Origin of the sequence: Burkholderia sp. AU38729 (genome assembly GCF_020419725.1) — a bacterium.
GTDB lineage: Bacteria > Pseudomonadota > Gammaproteobacteria > Burkholderiales > Burkholderiaceae > Burkholderia.
In genome coordinates this window covers 105400-121980 of the sequence record NZ_JAIZQO010000002.1, presented here as the reverse complement: position 1 = coordinate 121980, position 16581 = coordinate 105400, and the positions used below count along the sequence as shown (strand labels likewise).

Annotated in this window: 15 protein-coding genes and 1 pseudogene; 11 read left to right on the top strand and 5 right to left on the bottom strand. The window is 68.8% G+C overall.

The window, feature by feature from the left end; translation table 11 throughout:
* Window positions 1-166: 166 nt before the first annotated feature.
* From LGM56_RS05610 to LGM56_RS05590, 5 genes are all read left to right on the top strand, one after another.
* Entirely contained in the window at window positions 167-637 is a 471-nt protein-coding gene (locus LGM56_RS05610; protein ID WP_226203400.1) for a universal stress protein, read from the top strand.
* Window positions 638-1005: 368 nt separating this feature from the next.
* Window positions 1006-1512: a cupin domain-containing protein gene (locus LGM56_RS05605; protein WP_226203398.1), complete on the top strand. Its 507-nt coding sequence runs from the start codon at window positions 1006-1008 to the stop codon at window positions 1510-1512.
* A gap of 185 nt (window positions 1513-1697) precedes the next feature.
* Window positions 1698-2723 carry a DedA family protein/thiosulfate sulfurtransferase GlpE gene (locus LGM56_RS05600; protein ID WP_041493311.1) on the top strand — a complete coding sequence of 342 codons (1026 nt, stop codon included), beginning with the start codon at window positions 1698-1700 and terminating at the stop codon, window positions 2721-2723.
* Window positions 2724-3166: 443 nt separating this feature from the next.
* Window positions 3167-4549 (top strand): amino acid permease, encoded by a 1383-nt coding sequence (locus tag LGM56_RS05595; protein WP_089458175.1) that lies wholly within the window; start codon window positions 3167-3169, stop codon window positions 4547-4549.
* 218 nt (window positions 4550-4767) lie between these two features.
* A complete protein-coding gene (locus LGM56_RS05590; RefSeq protein WP_089496996.1) occupies window positions 4768-5703 on the top strand; it encodes a universal stress protein in 936 nt (311 codons plus the stop codon).
* A 553-nt stretch (window positions 5704-6256) separates the two neighbouring features.
* Here LGM56_RS05590 and LGM56_RS05585 read toward each other — a convergent pair.
* Window positions 6257-6691, bottom strand: a complete 435-nt coding sequence (locus LGM56_RS05585; RefSeq protein ID WP_089496995.1) for a hypothetical protein — start codon at window positions 6689-6691, stop codon at window positions 6257-6259.
* A 525-nt stretch (window positions 6692-7216) separates the two neighbouring features.
* Between LGM56_RS05585 and LGM56_RS05580 the strand changes: the two genes are divergently transcribed.
* Both LGM56_RS05580 and LGM56_RS05575 read left to right on the top strand, forming a co-directional pair.
* Window positions 7217-7471 carry a DUF3562 domain-containing protein gene (locus LGM56_RS05580; RefSeq protein ID WP_124576801.1) on the top strand — a complete coding sequence of 85 codons (255 nt, stop codon included), beginning with the start codon at window positions 7217-7219 and terminating at the stop codon, window positions 7469-7471.
* A 336-nt stretch (window positions 7472-7807) separates the two neighbouring features.
* Window positions 7808-9607 (top strand): methyl-accepting chemotaxis protein, encoded by a 1800-nt coding sequence (locus LGM56_RS05575; RefSeq protein ID WP_226203396.1) that lies wholly within the window; start codon window positions 7808-7810, stop codon window positions 9605-9607.
* 30 nt (window positions 9608-9637) lie between these two features.
* On the opposite strand, the pseudogene LGM56_RS05570 reads toward LGM56_RS05575, so the two are convergent.
* Window positions 9638-10685 (bottom strand): annotated as a pseudogene (locus LGM56_RS05570) (sigma-54 interaction domain-containing protein).
* Between the two features lie 385 nt (window positions 10686-11070).
* Here LGM56_RS05570 and LGM56_RS05565 point away from each other — a divergent pair.
* Together LGM56_RS05565 and LGM56_RS05560 are read left to right on the top strand one after the other, a co-directional pair.
* Window positions 11071-13062, top strand: a complete 1992-nt coding sequence (locus LGM56_RS05565) for an ATP-binding protein (RefSeq protein ID WP_226203394.1) — start codon at window positions 11071-11073, stop codon at window positions 13060-13062.
* Window positions 13063-13168: 106 nt separating this feature from the next.
* Window positions 13169-13780: a DUF4142 domain-containing protein gene (locus LGM56_RS05560; RefSeq protein WP_226203391.1), complete on the top strand. Its 612-nt coding sequence runs from the start codon at window positions 13169-13171 to the stop codon at window positions 13778-13780.
* Window positions 13781-13793: 13 nt separating this feature from the next.
* Here LGM56_RS05560 and LGM56_RS05555 read toward each other — a convergent pair whose 3' ends face one another.
* The 3 genes from LGM56_RS05555 to LGM56_RS05545 form a co-directional block, all read right to left on the bottom strand.
* Complete coding sequence (locus LGM56_RS05555; protein WP_226203389.1) at window positions 13794-14309, bottom strand: PRC-barrel domain-containing protein; 516 nt, start codon at window positions 14307-14309, stop codon at window positions 13794-13796.
* A gap of 59 nt (window positions 14310-14368) precedes the next feature.
* Complete coding sequence (locus LGM56_RS05550) at window positions 14369-14800, bottom strand: CBS domain-containing protein (RefSeq protein ID WP_089442497.1); 432 nt, start codon at window positions 14798-14800, stop codon at window positions 14369-14371.
* 340 nt (window positions 14801-15140) lie between these two features.
* The gene (locus LGM56_RS05545) at window positions 15141-15389 is read right to left on the bottom strand and encodes a hypothetical protein (RefSeq protein ID WP_089427509.1); all 249 of its coding nucleotides are present in this window, start codon (window positions 15387-15389) and stop codon (window positions 15141-15143) included.
* A gap of 143 nt (window positions 15390-15532) precedes the next feature.
* Here LGM56_RS05545 and LGM56_RS05540 point away from each other — a divergent pair, with 143 nt between their 5' ends.
* Entirely contained in the window at window positions 15533-15832 is a 300-nt protein-coding gene (locus LGM56_RS05540) for a hypothetical protein (protein ID WP_226203388.1), read from the top strand.
* 323 nt (window positions 15833-16155) lie between these two features.
* Window positions 16156-16467: a hypothetical protein gene (locus tag LGM56_RS05535; protein ID WP_226203386.1), complete on the top strand. Its 312-nt coding sequence runs from the start codon at window positions 16156-16158 to the stop codon at window positions 16465-16467.
* The last annotated feature ends 114 nt before the right edge of the window (window positions 16468-16581 follow it).

Below are 16581 nucleotides of genomic sequence, written 5' to 3'. Positions count from 1 at the left end.
CAACCGGCGTGAAGCAGCGGGCGCGCCGGCCGCGCTTGACGCGCATCAACGGGCGCGTCGGCACGTGGGGCAGACTGTTCGGCAGGCCATCCGGCATCGGGCCGGGTGGCGATGACGGGCCGCCGTCGCGCGACGCGCGATGCGTGCCCGGTCGGAGGGACGGACCATGTACAAGCGGATTTTCGTCGGGCTCGACGGCAGCCCGAGCGCGCGTCTCGCGCTGAACGAGGCGATCCGGATCGCGGCGGCGTCCGGCGGCGACGTGACCTGCGCGTATGTCGTCGAGCACCGGCCGCAGCTCGTCGACGTCGATGCGGGCTTCGCGGCCGCGCGCGAGGGCGATGCGGCCGCGACCGATGCCGTGACGCCGGCGCTCGACGAGGCGAAGGCCGTGCTCGCGCAGGCGCATGTATCGGGCACCGTGCGCGCGCTCGACGCGTACGGCGAGGATGTCGCCACCGTGCTGATGCGCACGGCGGCCGAAGCCGATGCCGACCTGATCGTGATGGGCACGAGCGGGCGGCATGGCCTGCGCCGGCTGCTGCTCGGCAGTGTCGCCGAATCGCTGCTGCGCGCGGCCGACCGGCCCGTGCTGCTGGTGCGGCACAGCGAGACCGGCACGTCGGCGGCTGCGTGACGCACGCGGCAACGCACCGACGTTGACGCACACACGGTCGCGGGCGGCGGTCGTCTCGCGCATTCGTAGGATGACGGCCTGATGAAACGGAAACGCCCCGCGCACGGCGGGTGAGCGCGACTGCCGCTGCCGACACATCGACCGCGCGAGGGCGGCACGCCCGGTGTCCCCCCGCGCGCGATCGCGTGCCGGCGGTTGCATCCCGACATGCAGTTCTGGCAGCATCGACCGGTGTCCGCTTGTTCGCCGCGCGCATGGCCGCGGCGATCGACGCAGCAGCATCCGGCGATAGGCGACCGCGTTCGCGATGAGCGAGGCGACGCCGTCCGCCGGGTGCCCGGTTCCTTACCTTACCGACGTCATCCGCCATGCCGATATCCGCGACCGACCTGATTCGCCAGTTCGACCTGCAGCCGCATCCCGAAGGCGGCTATTTCCGCGAAACCTACCGTGCGGCCGATTCGGTCGTGCGTCCGGCCGACGGCGCGCCACGCGCCGCGTCGACCGCGATCTATTACCTGTTGTGCGACGGCGCATATTCGTCGTGGCACCGGATCCGTTCCGACGAAGTCTGGCATTTCTACGCGGGTGACCCGATCGAAGTGTGGGTGCTCGACGAACGCGACGGGCTGACGATCCACCGGCTCGGCAACCCGCTCACGCATCCGGGCACCGTGTTCCAGGCGGTCGTGAGGGCCGGGCGCTGGTTCGGCGCGCGCTGCGCGCTGCCGGAGCATGTCGCGCTCGTCGGCTGCACGGTGGCGCCGGGCTTCGAGTTCGCGGAATTCGAGCTGGCCGACGCGGCCGCGCTGGCCGCCGCGTTTCCCGATTACGCGGAGCACGTCGGGCAGCTTGCCCAGCGCACCGACATATGACTGACACGGCGGCGCCACCCAGCGCGCGAAGCCCGTGCCGACGGTGCGTGTTCCGCGCGGTCGCGGCCAAACCCGTTTAGAATGCCGTGGTGCATCGGGTCGGCCGCGGGCGTGCCGCGGCGGCCGTTGCCCAGCGGTGCCGACGGCCCTCGTCGCACGGCTGCATGCCTTCCAGGAGCGCCGCCGTGTGGCACTTTCCCATCGCTATTCCATCGTCGCTCGGCCCGTGGGCCGTGTTCGCGAGCGTGTTGATCACGCAGCTCGGCGTGCCGGTGCCGGCCGTGCCGATGCTGATTCTCGGCGGCACGATGGCGGCAATGGGGCAGGCGTCCTGGGTCAGCATGTTCGCGGCGGCGATCGGCGCGACGATGCTGGCCGATTCGCTGTGGTTCTTCATGGGCCGCACGCGTGGCCGGCGCCTGTTGAACGGCCTCGTGCGCTTCTCGCTGTCGCTCGACACGACGCTGCGTTTCGCACGTAACGTCTTCGAAAGATACGGCGCACCGCTGCTGGTGCTGTCCAAATTCCTGCCGGGCCTCGGCCTCGTGTCGGCGCCGCTGCTCGGCACGACCGCGATCGGCGTCGGCGTGTTCCTGTTCTGGGACCTGGCCGGCGCATCGCTGTGGGCCGCGTTCTGGCTGGTCGGCGGTGCGGCCATTCACGACCAGATCGTCCAGTTCGTGCTGTGGGTGCGCGCGAGCGGCGGCACGATCCTCGATGCATTCCTCGCGATCTTCATCACGTTCCTGCTGTACCGCTGGGTGCGTCGCGTGCAGTTCCGCCGCTATCTCGCGCAAGTGCGCATCTCGCCGCCGCAGCTCGTCGAAATGATGACGTCGGACGAGCCGCCGCTGATCTTCGACGCGCGGCCGAAAGCGATCCGCGAGCGCGAACCGTACCGGATCGCCGGCGCGGTGCCGGTCGATCTCGATTCGCCGGACCTGCTCGATCCGGAGATGCTGAAGCGGCCGATCGTCGTGTATTGCGTGTGCCCGAACGAAGCCACCGCGAAGCGCCTGATCGCGAAGATGCAGCGCAAGAAGATGATCCACAACATCCGCGCGCTGAAGGGCGGCCTCGATGCGTGGGAAAAGCACGGCTATCCGGTCGAGCCGATGCCGGCCGATCTCGATGCGTCGCGGTATTTCGTGCGGCCGGATCACGGTGCGATCGAAGGCGAATATACGGTGCGCGCGACACTGTCGAAATAAATCCAAGCGCGAGCGTCGCGCGCATTCGGATTCCACTACCGGTTTCACGCCCCGCGATTTTTACGAAAATCGGCTGGCGTGAAACGGCTTATCCTCCCTATAATCCCGCCTGCATAATGCGTGCGCCTGATCGCGCACCTTCGACGCGTGTTCGTTCGCGCCGAAAGCGATTGATCCCGTCGCCGTCCGTTACGCGCACAGCCGCGTCGAACGGGCCGCGCGGGCGTATTCCGTGAAAGGCCCGATCCGTTTTCCGGATTGTTTCGGAACATACGGATAATCGGCGGCGATTCCCATCGGATTGACGCAACATCCGTGTCGTTTCTAATTCAGAAAACGACGGCGGAGATTATTTCGTTTTCGGCATGCCGGGATCGGCATGAACGGTCGCGCATTGATATCGACAATGACGGCGGCCCATTCGCGGTTGCCAGGAGACGGACTTGAAACAACCAGAAGACCAGTTGCATCGAGGGCTGGAAGAGCGGCACATCAACCTGATGGCGCTCGGCGCGACGATCGGCGTCGGCCTGTTCCTCGGCTCGGCCAGCGCGATCCGCGTCGCCGGCCCGGCCATCCTGCTGACCTACCTGCTGGGCGGCATCGCGATTTTCCTGATCATGCGCGCGCTCGGCGAGATGGCGATTGCCAATCCCGTTGCCGGCGCGTTCAGCCGCTACGCGCGCGACTACCTCGGGCCGCTCGCCGGCTACCTGACCGGCTGGACCTACTGGTTCGTATGGATCGTCACCTGCATGGCGGAAATCACGGCCGTCGGCGTCTACATGCACATGTGGTTCCCTGGCGTGCCGAACTGGATCTGGGCGCTCGCGGCGCTCATGGCGATGGGCTCGGTGAACTTCATCGCGGTCAAGCTGTACGGGGAATTCGAGTTCTGGTTCGCGCTGATCAAGATCGTCACGATCGTGCTGATGATCATCGGCGGCGGGTTGATGATCGCGTTCGGCATCGGCAACGGCGGTGTCGCGATCGGCCTGTCGAACCTGTGGGCGCACGGCGGTTTCATGCCGAACGGCCTGAACGGCGTGGTCGCCGCGTTGCCGATCGTGATGTTCGCGTATCTCGGCGTCGAGATGCTCGGCCTCACCGCCGGCGAGGCGCGCAACCCGGAGAAGTCGCTGACGAAGGCGGTGAACTCGGTGTTCTGGCGCGTGCTGATTTTCTACATCGGTGCGCTGTTCGTGATCATGTCGCTGTATCCGTGGGACCAGATCGGCACCCAGGGCAGCCCGTTCGTGATGACGTTCTCGCGGCTCGGCATCCCGGCGGCGGCCGGCATCATCAACTTCGTCGTGCTGACCGCGGCGCTGTCGTCGTGCAACAGCGGCCTGTTCAGCACCGCGCGCATGCTCTACAACCTCGCGCAGCAGGGCCAGGCGCCGAGCAAGCTCGGCCAGGTCAATCGCAACGGCGTGCCGGTGTACGGCGTGATCGTGTCGGTCGCGCTGCTGCTGATCGGCGTGCTGCTCAACTATCTCGCGCCGCAGCACGTGTTCACGTGGCTCACGTCGGTGTCGACGTTCGGCGCGATCTGGACGTGGTGCGTGATCCTGATCGCGCAGATGCGCTTTCGCCGCACGCTGTCGGCCGACAAGATCGCGCGCCTGCCGATCCGCGTGCCGTTCTATCCGCTCGGTTCGTTCGTCGCGCTCGGCTTTCTCGTGCTGGTCGTCGTGCTGATGGCGTTCACGCCCGACACACGCGTCGCGCTCGTGATCGGGCCGGTCTGGATCGTCCTGCTCGGCATCACGTATGCGCTGTTCTACGCGAACCGTCCGGCGGCATCGGTGCCGACGAAGTCGTAAGCCGCACGGGCAGGGGCCCGCGCGACCCTTGATCACGATCATGCACGCGCGGGCCGGACGACCTATGCTGAACGAATGGATTGTCCGCGTTTCGCGTGGCAACCCGCCGATCCCCGTGACCGCCGCGACCGCGGCGGTGGCCCGGCCGCCGTGCGCCGCTTCCGCGCGAAGCTCCCGTCGTCGTTCCGCGACGACGCGCACGCACGGAGGCCTTCGCCATGCAGCCTGCCCAGCCCATCCCGACGCTTGCGCGGATCGCGCTGGCCGTCGATCCGACGCCCGAATCGCTGTCCGCCGCGCGCTATGCGCGCACGCTGCTGCGCCCCGGCATGCGATTGCGCATCGTCTGCGCCATCGACAACCCGCGCCTCGTGTTGCCCGACATCCCGCGCATCGACGCACTGCTGACGTCCGCGCGCGAGGACCTGATGCGCGACGCGCAAGCCATCAACGAACGGATCGCGGCGATGTTCGCCGGCAGCGGTGTCGAGGTCGAGCAGGCCATCATCGATACGTCGGTGACGGGCGGCTCGGTGGCCGATGCCTTGGTGAGCGATACGTCGGCATGGAACGCGGACGTGCTGATGGTCGGCGCGAATCCGCATCACGGGCTGCTGCGGCTCGTCGAAGGCGCGATGTCGGACACGTTGACGACACGCGTGCGCTGCGCGTTGCTGATCGTGCCGGCAGCCTACGTACGGCCGTCGGACGGCGGCCTGCAGCGGCTGATGTTCGCGGTCGACGGCAGCGAGCCGTCGCTGCACGCGGTGCGCGTCGGGCTCGGCTTCGCGACGCCGACGACGTTGCTGTACGCGGCCTACGTGATCGATCGCGCGGTTCGTCTGACGGATATCGTGCCGGTGCGCGCGCTCGAGGATGCCTATCGCGCGGAGGGCGAGGATGCGCTCGCGAAGATCGGCCCGCTGTTCCATGCGACCGGGAACCCGAGCAAGCGCGGTGTCGTCGAAACCCGCCCGACCAGCGACGACGTCGCTCATGCGCTGATGCGCGACGCCGTGCACTGGCGCGCCGAACTGCTGGTGGTCGGCACGCATGGCAGGCGCGGCATCGCCGCCTGGCTGATCGGCAGCGTGGCGCGCCGCATAGCGCATCTCGCACAGGTGCCGGTGCTCCTCGTGCGCGGTGCCGAATAAATCGTGCGATGTCGAGAGCGAAGCAGGCTTGGCTTGACCTGCATCAGAAACGGCGTGCCTCGCGCGTGAGACATTGAAGGAACGTCCGGCGACACCGCCGGTCTGTCGTGCATGTACCGCGCAGCCACGCTGCAACACGCGTGTTGATGGCGGTGATCGACGGTGCATTCACAGCCGTGACATCAATTTCCGGAGCCGCACCATGCGATGCACGGCGCGTCATCCGACCGAGAACTCTCTGGCACGAGGGTAGGCAGCCACGGTTGCCTTGGAGGACGGGCGGGGTGCAAGTCACCCCGTCCGCTTTCCGCGTTCGTGTTGTAGTTGGCCCCGTCTGGATTGCCTTCCCCGCAGGAATCGTCGTCATGGCCGCCGCGTCGAACGGCGCGTCATGAGGCGTGATGGCGCGCGGTGGCGCCGATGCGGATCGGTGAGGATCGCGGCAGGTGCGCCGCTCGCTGTAGTACAGGCGCGGCGTGCGTCAGGCGCTGCGACGTCGTGAGACGTTCAGCCGTTGCACGGCCCCCGCGCCGCCCAACGGCTGCCTGCATGCTCAGGTGAAGCGAACCATCGACCGCAGGTCGTGCCGTCGGCCGGGAGCGCGGCGCACCCGCGGACGCTGACGCCCGACATGCAGCGGCGCGCACGCGCTGCACATGCGGTTGCGCAGGCGGTTCGCGTGCGGCCAGCCGGGGCGCGCCTTGCGACGTGGCTCGGCATCGGCCGGCGCGTCGGGTGCGGCCCGCGCGCAGAGTGCCGCGGCGAACCGTTGCAACGCGAGCACCGAGCCCGCGACGCTCTGGTACTTTTCGCGGCCGATCTGCCCGTCGAGCGTGACGAGCAAGCCGGCCTCGCGTGCCAGCGCAAGCAAGGTGTCGATATTGTCGGACGGAAGGTTGCCCGCCGACACGGGCTGGGCAGGCAGGGCGCGCGCTTTGCCCGACGCGCGTCGCTGGCCGTCCCGGCCCGGTAAGTTGCGATGTGCCATGGTTGGTCTCCTGCGCCAGGCCCCGCATGCCGGCTCGACGGCCGGCTGAGCGATGACCCGTATGAACGTTTCGTCCATGTCACCAGTATCGTGTCGCGCCCGTGCGCTGCCAAGCAGCGCGCGCTGAAGTCGCTGTCAGGTAATGCGCGGCACCTATAGGAATCCGCTGACACGCCGGCCCGTTCGTTCGGACGAATGGGGCGCGCGCGGAGGGGATCGCTTGACGCATGATTTCGGCCGGTCTAACTTGGCCAGTGCATCGGCGTCGGGCAACGTTCCATCGTTGGCCTGTGTCAGCCGGTGCCGCGCCCCGGGGTGGCGTGGCAGGGTTTCCAGTCTCGTTCGCGGGCAGTTTGCGCCGCGAATCTTGCGCGGCCGGTTCGGGGACGGATCGGCACGGCGGCACGCAACGTGCCGTTGATCGCGCACAAACATGCGCCGGCGCATCGCACGCCGCGCCGCCGTTCAGTCTTTAAGCTTCCGGTACCTTCTTCTTTTCGTTCCTCGACCGTCAGGAGTCCGTCGATGTCCAAGGACAGTTTGCTCGATTCACTCAAGGAAGCCGCCAAACAGCGTGCGATCGGTTCGGATCAGTTGCGCGCGATGCTCGACGACGAAGTCCGCGCGCTGTCGTCCGACGCGCGGGTGCACGACTACATCCACGTATTCGCGATCCGGCACCTGCGCGAACGGATGCGCCGGCAGGACGATCTCCACGACGACTCGCGTGCCGATGCGCCGCCCGCGGACGCCGATCCGCGTCCGAGCCATCGCCTGTGACGGGCGAGCGGCGCGGCGGATGCGCGGACGTGACACGATCCGTGGCCGGGGCCGGATCCTGATCGACATTCATGAGTCGGTCGGCAGCAAACCGGCCTGTTCCAACGCGCTTGTTGATCGCCGTGCCCGGGATCGACGGGGCCGTCGTCGCTTCCGCAGGCGGTGCGCACACGGCGCCGCACAGCACAGTCATCCTGACGATCCGCTAACAACCTGCCTTACGTTTCGTCATACTTTCACTGAATTGTCACGGCGGTCTCAAGTAAGTGGCGCGATTGCCGTTTACCCGGTGAATTCGTCCACCGGGCGTTCGCGCTCCCTTACCGAGTCGTTGCCATGCTCTCGTCCATCCGCGCCCGCATCCTCGCCGCGTGCGTCGCCATCGTCGTATTCGCGCTGGTCGCCACCACGCTCATCAACTATTTCATCGCGCGCTCGTACAACGACGACGCGATCGACCGCAACCTGACCTCCGTCGCCAGCGGCCACGTGGTCGGGATCGCCGACTGGGTCGCCACCCGGAGCCGGATGATCGCGTCGCTGCAGGATGCCGCGCTGACGCCCGATCCGCTGCCGGTGTTCAAGCAGATGGCCACGGCCGGCGGTTTCACGAACGTCTACGCGGGCTACGCCGACAAGGCGTTCCACTTCTCCGACCCGACCGGCATTCCGCCCGACTACGATCCGACCGGCCGCCCGTGGTACAAGCAGGCCGCGCAGGCCGGCAAGCCGGTCGTCACGCCGCCGTACGTCGACGCCGGCACGGGCAACCTCGTCGTCACGTTCGCGGTGCCGATCCTGCGCGATGGCGCGGTCAAGGGCGTCGTCGCGGCGGACGTCTCGATGGACACCGTGATCGCGAACGTGAAGACGATCCACCCGACGCCCGCGAGCTTCGGGATGTTGATCGACAGCAGCGGCCACGTGGTTGCCCACCCGGACGCGAAGCTCACGCTGAAGCCGGTCGCCGACGTGTCGCCCGAACTCGGCGCGACGAACGGCGCGACGATCGCGGCCGCGGCCGCGCCCGTCGAGGTGACGGTCGGCGGCGACGCGAAGCTGGTGCGCGCGCGCCCCGTGCCGGGCACGGACTGGTACGCGCTGGTGCTGCTCGACAAGAACGAAGCGACGGCCGGGATGCGCTCGCTGCTGACCGCGTCGCTGATCACGCTGCTCGTGATCGTCGGCGTGGCGTCGCTGATCATCGGCGCGATCACCGCGACCGCGTTCCGCCGCCTGTCGCAAGTGCGCCAGGCCATGGCCGCGATCGGCTCGGGCGCCGGCGACCTGACGCAGCGCCTGCCGGCCGACGGACGTGACGAAGTGGCCGACATCGCCCGCTCGTTCAACAGCTTCGTCGACAAGCTGAACGACGTGATGCGACAGATCCGCGATGCGAGCGAATCGGTGCGCACGGCCGCGAACGAGATCGCGGCGGGCAACCAGGACCTGTCGTCGCGCACCGAATCGGCGGCGGCGAGCCTCGAGGAAACGGCCGCGTCGATGGAAGAAATCACCGCGACGGTGGGCCAATCGGCCGCCGCCGCCGGCCAGGCCGACGAACGCGCGGCGGCCGCGTCGCGGATCGCGTCGCACGGCGGCGTGGTCGTGTCGGACGTCGTTGCGACGATGGAGAAGATCGAGGAAGCCTCGGGCCGCATCGGCGACATCATCGGCGTGATCGACGGGATCGCGTTCCAGACCAACATCCTTGCGCTGAACGCGGCCGTCGAAGCGGCGCGCGCGGGCGAGCAGGGCCGCGGCTTCGCGGTCGTCGCGCAGGAGGTGCGCAGCCTCGCGCAACGCAGCGCGCAGGCCGCACGCGAAGTGAAGGTGCTGGTCGAATCGACGGTCGCGAGCGTGTCGGCCGGGTCCGGGCAGGTGCGCCAGGCGGGCGACACGATGCGCGAGATCGTGTCCAACGTGGCGAACGTGACGACGATCATCTCCGAGATCACGCACGCGGCGAACGAGCAAACGCGCGGCATCCAGGAAGTGAATCGCGCGGTCACGCAGCTCGACGAAATGGTGCAGCAGAACGCGGCGCTCGTCGAACAGTCGACCGCCGCCGCGACGGCCTTGCAGTCGCAGGCGAACGCGCTGGCGACCACCGTCGGGCGATTCAAGGTTGCTTGACGCGGTGCGTGGGAAAGACGGCCGCGCCGCTCAGGAGTGGCCGTTGTCGCGCATCAGCGCGAGCCGGTTGTAGAGCGTTTTCAGGCTGATCCCGAGCGCTTTCGCGGCGCGCGGCTTGTTGCCGTCGAAGTGGCGCAGCGTGGCCGCGATGAAGCGCTGCTGCGCATGGTGCAAGGTCGCGCCGAGCGGCAGCGCCATCGTGTTCTCCGACAGGCGCTCGGGCGGCATCGCCGGCTTCGGCAGCGTGACGTCGATGCCTTCATCCGCCAGGATGTACGCGCGCTCGATCGTGTTGTGCAGCTCGCGGACATTGCCGGGCCACGAATACGCGCGCAGCGCGGCGATTGCCGCGTCGGTCAGCCGCTTGTGCGCGTGGTGCCGCGCGTTGAGCGCGTCGACGAATTCCAGTGCGATCGTCTCGATGTCGCTGTCGCGCTGGCGCAGCGGCGGCACGTACAGCGCAAACGCGGCGAGACGATAGAACAGGTCCTCGCGCAGCCGGCCGTCGCGCACGGCTTCGGCCGGGTTGTGGCGCGTGGCCGACACGATGCGCACGTCGAGCGCAATCGGCTCGGTGCCGCCCACCCGCACGATCACGTTCGATTCGATCGCCCGCAGCAACTTCACCTGCAATGACGCGGGCATTTCCGCGATCTCGTCGAGCAGCAGCGTGCCGCCGCGCGCGGCTTCGAAGAAACCTTCGCGCTGCGCGATTGCGCCCGTGAAACTGCCTTTCTCGTGCCCGAACAATTGCGATTCCGCGATATCGGGCGGAATCGCGCCGCAGTTCACGGGGACGAACGGGCCGTCGCAGCGGGCACTGAGATCATGCAGCCGGCGTGCGACGATATCCTTGCCGACCCCGCTTTCGCCGGCAATCATCACGCTGGCGCGGGTCGGGGCGATCTTCTCGATGCGGCCGAGCAGCGTGCGCATCGCGGTGGACCGGCCGGACAACCGGCGGCCGTCCGCACGTTGCTTCGACCGGTTTGCGGTTTCTCCCATTGGCATGGATCGGCATGGGTGGGGCCGTTTTGAAAATCGGCACCACACGCTCCGTTGATTGCAATATTTTCATCGACAGCGAAACGACCACGAAGGTGCCGCGAAATAGAAATTTTCAATGTACGCGGCGGGGACGGAAGAAACAGGCCATCGATTCCTGACACGCACCGCGGCATCGCAGTGCCATCCAGGGTCGTATCGGTGCTTTTTTACAGAATTCCGATGAAAAATCCGGTCGTGACCATTTTGCGTTGATGCGGCGCCCGACACCGGCCGGTGCTCAACCTGTTACGGCGCACCCGACAGCCGCGGAGTCAGGCCGGCGGCCATCCACGGCCCGCGCCGGGCATGCCGCTTGCGGATGCCATCAGGCTCGCCCGGCACGCTCGACGGCAGGCCGGATGGTCGACTTGCGGCATGACGCCGTGCGACCGGAGCCGGCGCGAGGCAAGGATGCAATGAGGACCCTGACCCGTGAGCTGTTACGGCAGGGTGCATGGATCGTGCTGGCCGTCGGGCTGGCGTCCGCGCTGCAGGCGTGGGCGGTTCGCGTCGTCGGCGAGCACGCGCCATTTGCGCCGCTGCCCTTTTATGCAGGCGTTGCGGCTGCCGCCTGGCTGACGTCGTTCGGCGGTGGGCTGGTCGCGGCCGCGTTGAGCGTGGCCGTGATCGGCACGCTGTGGTGGCGCGATGCGCCGCTGGCCGCGCTGCTCACGCAAGCCGGTGCGTTCGTCGCGATCAGCTTCGTCGAGTGCGTGCTCGTGATGGCCGTGAAGCCGCTGCTCGCGAACGATCGCCTGCGCGAACCCGATGACAGCGGCGATGCCGACGCCCGCGAGCCGCATCGCGAACCGGCGCCGGTCGCACCTGTGCCGGTACCCGACGACCGCCTGCTGCGCCGTGTGGTCGACGCTTCGCCCGATGCGATCGTCGGGGTCGATGCCGCACGCCGGATCACGAGCTGGAATCCGGCCGCGCGGCGGATCTTCGGCATCGACGCGGCGCAGGCCGCCGGGCGCGACATCGCCGCGATGATCGCGCCGCGCTGGTTGCGCCGCCATCCGTTGCCCGCATCGTTCGCGAACCTGCACGCGCCGGTCGGTCCGCTCGACGTGCTGTGCGTGCGACGCGACGGGAGCCGTTTTCGGGCGACCTTCGCCGCCTCGCCGATGGTCGATGCGCAGGGCAACTGCACGGGCCTGTCGATGACGCTGCGCGACGCGCACGAACGACGCCGCGACGAGCGGCGCAACCTGCGCTCGCTGCGCGGCGCACGCGACGCACGCGCCCAGGCGGACACGTCGAACCGGCTGAAGGACGAACTGCTGGCCACGGTGTCGCACGAGCTGCGCACGCCGCTGAACGTGATCTACGGCTGGGTCGAGGTGCTGCGCAACATCGACGGCCAGGGGCTCGCGCAACAGGCCGTCGACGCGATCGATCGCAGCGCGCGGTCGCTGTCGCACATGGTGGCCGACCTGCTCGACGCGTCATCGCTCGCGACCGGCCGGTTGCGTCTCGAGCGCGTGCCGGTCGATCTCGTGCGGATCGTGCGCGATGCCACGCGTGAACTCGACGCGACGGCACGGGCGAGCGGGCTCGAGCTGTCGACCCACTACGCGATGCCGACCTGCGTGATTCCGGCGGACCGCGAGCGCGTGCGCCAGCTCCTGTCGAACCTGTTGTCGAATGCGATCAAGTTCACGCCGCCGGGCGGGCGCATCGTCGTGTCGCTGGCCCGGGCAGGCGAGCGCGTGCGGCTGTCGGTCGCCGATACGGGGCAGGGCATTGCGCCAGAATACCTGCCGCACCTGTTCGAGACGTTCAGCCGGCCCGAACGCGCATTCGCGTCGCCGGCGCGCGGCCTCGGGCTCGGCCTGTCGATCGTGCGCCACATCGCGCAGCTGCACGGCGGCGATGTCGTGGCGACGAGCGCGGGCACCGGGCGCGGGACGACCGTCACGGTCACGCTGCCGGCTGGCTGGGACATCGACGATCCGGCCGACAACCTGCTGCAGGCAGCAGGCACGCCGGAGCCGGTGACGCTCGACGGCCAGCGCGTGCTCGTCGTCGACGACGACGCGACATCGCGCGCGAGCCTCGCCGCGGCCCTCGAAACGATGGGCGCTCAGGTATCGACCGCGCAGTCGGGGCACGACGCGCTCGACGCGGTGGAGCGGCAGGCGCCGAACGTCGTGCTGTCGGATCTCGCCATGCCGGACGGTGACGGCTTCTGGCTGCTCGACCGCATCCGTCATTTGCCGGGCAGCAGCGGGCATCTGCCCGTCGTCGCCGTCACGGCCCACGCCGGCAACGCCGACCGGCACCGCGTGATGGCGGCCGGGTTCGACGCGTATCTGCGCAAGCCGGTGGACATGCCGACGCTGGCGAGCGTGATCGCCGATGTCGCGCCGGACGCCGCGCACGATCGGAAAGGGCGCGGCCGCTAGCAGCCGGCGTGGCGGCTCGCCCGGTCATGACGAAGGGAGGCGGCGCGACGGACGCAACGGCAACCCGCGCGGCCGGGCCGCCCCGTCGCGACACACGGAGGTTCGGATGAAAACGAATCGACTGCATCGGCCGGCGGCGATCGTGCTGGCCGCGACCGTCGGCGCATCGATCGCCGTACTCGCTCATGCGCAGGCGTTACCCGCTTCGTCGGCCCAGGTCGCGCCGGGCGTCATCCGCCCCGGCACGACGCCCGACGAGGCCGGCATGACTCAGCGGCCGACCGGCATCGATGTCGAATTCATCGACAAGGCCGGCATGATCGGCAAGGCGGAGCGGCAGGCCAGCCAGCTCGCGCTCGATCGCTCGTCGAACCCCAACGTGAAGGCGTTCGCGCGCCGGATGGTCGACGATCACGAACGGCTCGCAGCCGAATTGCGGGAGCTTGGCGCGACCAAGGGCGTACCGGTCCAGTCGCGGATGCTCGTCGATCCGGCCGTGACCGCGTTGCGAACCAAGGAAGGTCATGCGTTCGACACGGCCTATGTCGCGCTGGCGGGCCCGCGCGCGCATGAAGAAGCGATCCGGCTCTACGAAACAGAGGCGCGCAACGGCCGCGATCCGCAGCTTCGCGCGTTCGCGGCCAACGCGTTGCCGATGCTGAAGGCGCACCTGACCGCCGCCCGGCAACTCGCGCAGACGGTGGCGGCCGCACACTGAGCGCCGATCCGCGCTACCGCTTGCCGCCGTCAGGGCTTTCAGGGGTGTCGGGGCCACCCGGCGACGCCTCGTACGGCGGCGAGTCGAGCGCTGTTTCGCCTTCCTCGATCAGCCAGTACGGCGAACTGCCGTAGTACGCATGCAGCGCCTCGGCCCACGCCGGATCGGCCATGGCGGGCCAGCGGTCCCTGTCGAAGCCGGGGGCTTCGCGCACGCGTCCGGTGGCGACGGGCAACACGAAGCAGCGGCGCTCGACGTCGAGCACGAGCACGTTCCACGGCACCGCGAGCAGCTTGTCGCCGCTCCCGGGCGGGTTGCCCGCCGACACGACCGCGTACGCGATCCGGCCGGAGCGCACGTCGAGCATGATGTCGGCGATCTGGCCGATGTCGTCGCCGTCCATCGTCAGCACGCGATCGCCTTCGAGCGTGCGGGCGGCCATCACGTCGGGCCCCGGCCCGCCGCCGGTCGTGCGGCGATTGCCGCCGACGATGCGCGTGTCGTCACGCGACGGTCTGTCCGTTGTCATCGAACACCTCCTGGTCGAAGCGGCACCCGGGCGGGCCACGCGGTATCAACGGGCGCCGGTCAACGCCGGCGCGGCAGCGACACGTCCTCGAGCGTATTGGCCAGCTCGTCGCGCTCGGGGCCGCCGGCGCGCGTCGCGATGTCGCCGAGCGACACGATGCCGACGAGCCGCCGGTTGCGGTCGAGCACCGGCATCCGATGCAACTGCACGTCGGCCATCCGCTGCTGGACGTCGCCGACACCGTCGTCCTCGACGCACCACTGCACGGGTTGGGACGCGACCGCCTGCACGGGCGTATCGGACGAATGGCCGTGCGACAGTCCGCGCACCGCGAGGTCGCGGTCGGTCACGATCGCGACGAGTTCGGCGCCGTCGCAAACGGGCAGCACGCCGATATCGAAGCGCCGCATCAGTTCGGCCGCGTGGCGAATCGTGTCGGTCGGCGCGACGCACACCACGTCGCGCGACATGATCTCGGTGACGCGATACATGAACGTCTCCTTCGTGAGCAAGACTATCGGGGAGCAGAAGGCGTGCCGCGCGCGGGCCGCACACGCCGGGCCTGGCCGGCGAGGCGACGGAGAAATTTGCCAGCCCGCTTGTACATCTTCCACGGCGACAGCCGCGAGCGGGCGGGGCAGGACCTCAGTGGCCGATGCCCGTCATCGCGACGATCGCGAGCACCACCGCGCTTTCGATCGCCGCCAGCGCGGCGACGCCGGCGGCACCGCTGACTTCATGCCATCTGCGTTCAAGGCGTTTCATCAGATCAACTCCGGATTGCTCCGGCACGCCGCTGCGCCGCCGCGCAGCGCGGGCCGGTTGCCGCCGTCAGCCGTGATCGCGGGGCGGTGAAGGGACGTCCGGCGAGCGGCGTTCGTGCTTGCCGGATGGCTTGGCAGGATCGATACGGGTCGCGCCGCCCACGGCGGGCGGGTCGCTGGCCGGAAACGTCTCCTCGAGGCCCTCGTCGATGCGTTCCTCCGTCTTGTCTTTGGACGGCGGACGCGACGTGGCGAGCCAGAGCAGTCCGGCAGCCGGTGACACGGCGTCGTGGCGGCCGGGGGCGTGAACGGTCATGGTCGAACCTCCTTGGTCATGGATAGAGGCGCAAGCGCCATGCCTGCGCGGGCCGACGGCACGACGGCACGACGGTTGCGCGTTGGCGAAACCGCACGCTGCGCAGCCACGCGCGCCGTCGGCGTGGACGAGAGGACATCGTGATGAATGCATCCAGAGAAAGAATACGTTACGACGCGAACGTATGCGGCGGCGATTTCGCCCACGTGCGCGAGCGTTTCGACACGTGGAAGCGCGAGTCGCTGGTCTATCGGCCCGAGCGGCGCATGTTCGACGGCAAGGACGAGGTACGCGAACTGAACGACACCGTCTACGACGGCCCCGAGCGCGCGCAGCGGGCGCTCGTCGCGGAATGCAGGCCGTCCGACCGGTTCGCGCTCGCGGCACGGCTGACCGCGGAAGGCCGCACGATGTGGCTGGTGATGGCGGCCTACGACGACTGAGTGCGCGGCAGCGTCCAACCGGAGCGGGCAACCGGGCGCGCAGGAGCGGGCACGCCGCTTGCGCGCGATGCCGGCGCCATCGAGATGCGCGCGCCGACGCGCAGGAGAGACATGAATACGCCATCCATGCTGCACCGCCCCGAGCCGACGACGCCCGATGTCGACCCGGATCCGCCGCCGCCCGGGCACGACGATCCCGTCGATCCGCCCGTGCCAGAGGGGCTGCCACAGGGCGACCCGCCGTCGCAGCCGCCACCGATGCGGATGCCGGGAGACGGTGCGTCACAACCGTCCGCGCGAACACTGAAAAAAGGAGGACCCTCATGGACATTCACGTGCAATCGCCAGACAAGCGCGCGATCGCTCAGGTGCTGGGCCGCTACTTCGAATCGCGCTCGTTGCGCTATCACATCGAGGAATTGCCGGGCGGCGTGCTGCAGATCGGCTTCCGCGCCAGCGGCCGCCCGGCTGCCGTCACCGTGTCGTTCGACGATGCCGCGTACGACGCCTATACGCACTGGGATGCGAGCCAGAAGCAGCTTGCGCTCGGTCGGCTCGCCGACGGCTTCTCGCGGATGATGTCGACGCGCAGCCCGGCCGCGCTGGCCGGTGACTATCACGTCGAGCGATTCTGATTCCATCCCGCTTCACCGGACTGTCCCGCGTACGGCAAAGTGCCCGCACGCAGCGGGCGCTTTGCGTCCGCGCGCGTGTCGCGTAGGATGTCCGTTAATTCAGCGCACGCTACG

Bases quoted from the DNA above. Each gene is read 5' to 3' on its own strand.
- LGM56_RS05550 (WP_089442497.1), bottom strand. From the start codon at position 14,800: ATGTATCGCGTCACCGAGATCATGTCGCGCGACGTGGTGTGCGTCGCG.
- LGM56_RS05605 (WP_226203398.1), top strand. From the start codon at position 1,006: ATGCCGATATCCGCGACCGACCTGATTCGCCAGTTCGACCTGCAGCCG.
- LGM56_RS05585 (WP_089496995.1), bottom strand. From the start codon at position 6,691: ATGGCACATCGCAACTTACCGGGCCGGGACGGCCAGCGACGCGCGTCG.
- LGM56_RS05560 (WP_226203391.1), top strand. From the start codon at position 13,169: ATGAAAACGAATCGACTGCATCGGCCGGCGGCGATCGTGCTGGCCGCG.
- LGM56_RS05610 (WP_226203400.1), top strand. From the start codon at position 167: ATGTACAAGCGGATTTTCGTCGGGCTCGACGGCAGCCCGAGCGCGCGT.
- LGM56_RS05590 (WP_089496996.1), top strand. From the start codon at position 4,768: ATGCAGCCTGCCCAGCCCATCCCGACGCTTGCGCGGATCGCGCTGGCC.
- LGM56_RS05580 (WP_124576801.1), top strand. From the start codon at position 7,217: ATGTCCAAGGACAGTTTGCTCGATTCACTCAAGGAAGCCGCCAAACAG.
- LGM56_RS05565 (WP_226203394.1), top strand. From the start codon at position 11,071: ATGAGGACCCTGACCCGTGAGCTGTTACGGCAGGGTGCATGGATCGTG.
- LGM56_RS05575 (WP_226203396.1), top strand. From the start codon at position 7,808: ATGCTCTCGTCCATCCGCGCCCGCATCCTCGCCGCGTGCGTCGCCATC.
- LGM56_RS05545 (WP_089427509.1), bottom strand. From the start codon at position 15,389: ATGACCGTTCACGCCCCCGGCCGCCACGACGCCGTGTCACCGGCTGCC.
- LGM56_RS05535 (WP_226203386.1), top strand. From the start codon at position 16,156: ATGGACATTCACGTGCAATCGCCAGACAAGCGCGCGATCGCTCAGGTG.
- LGM56_RS05540 (WP_226203388.1), top strand. From the start codon at position 15,533: ATGAATGCATCCAGAGAAAGAATACGTTACGACGCGAACGTATGCGGC.
- LGM56_RS05555 (WP_226203389.1), bottom strand. From the start codon at position 14,309: ATGACAACGGACAGACCGTCGCGTGACGACACGCGCATCGTCGGCGGC.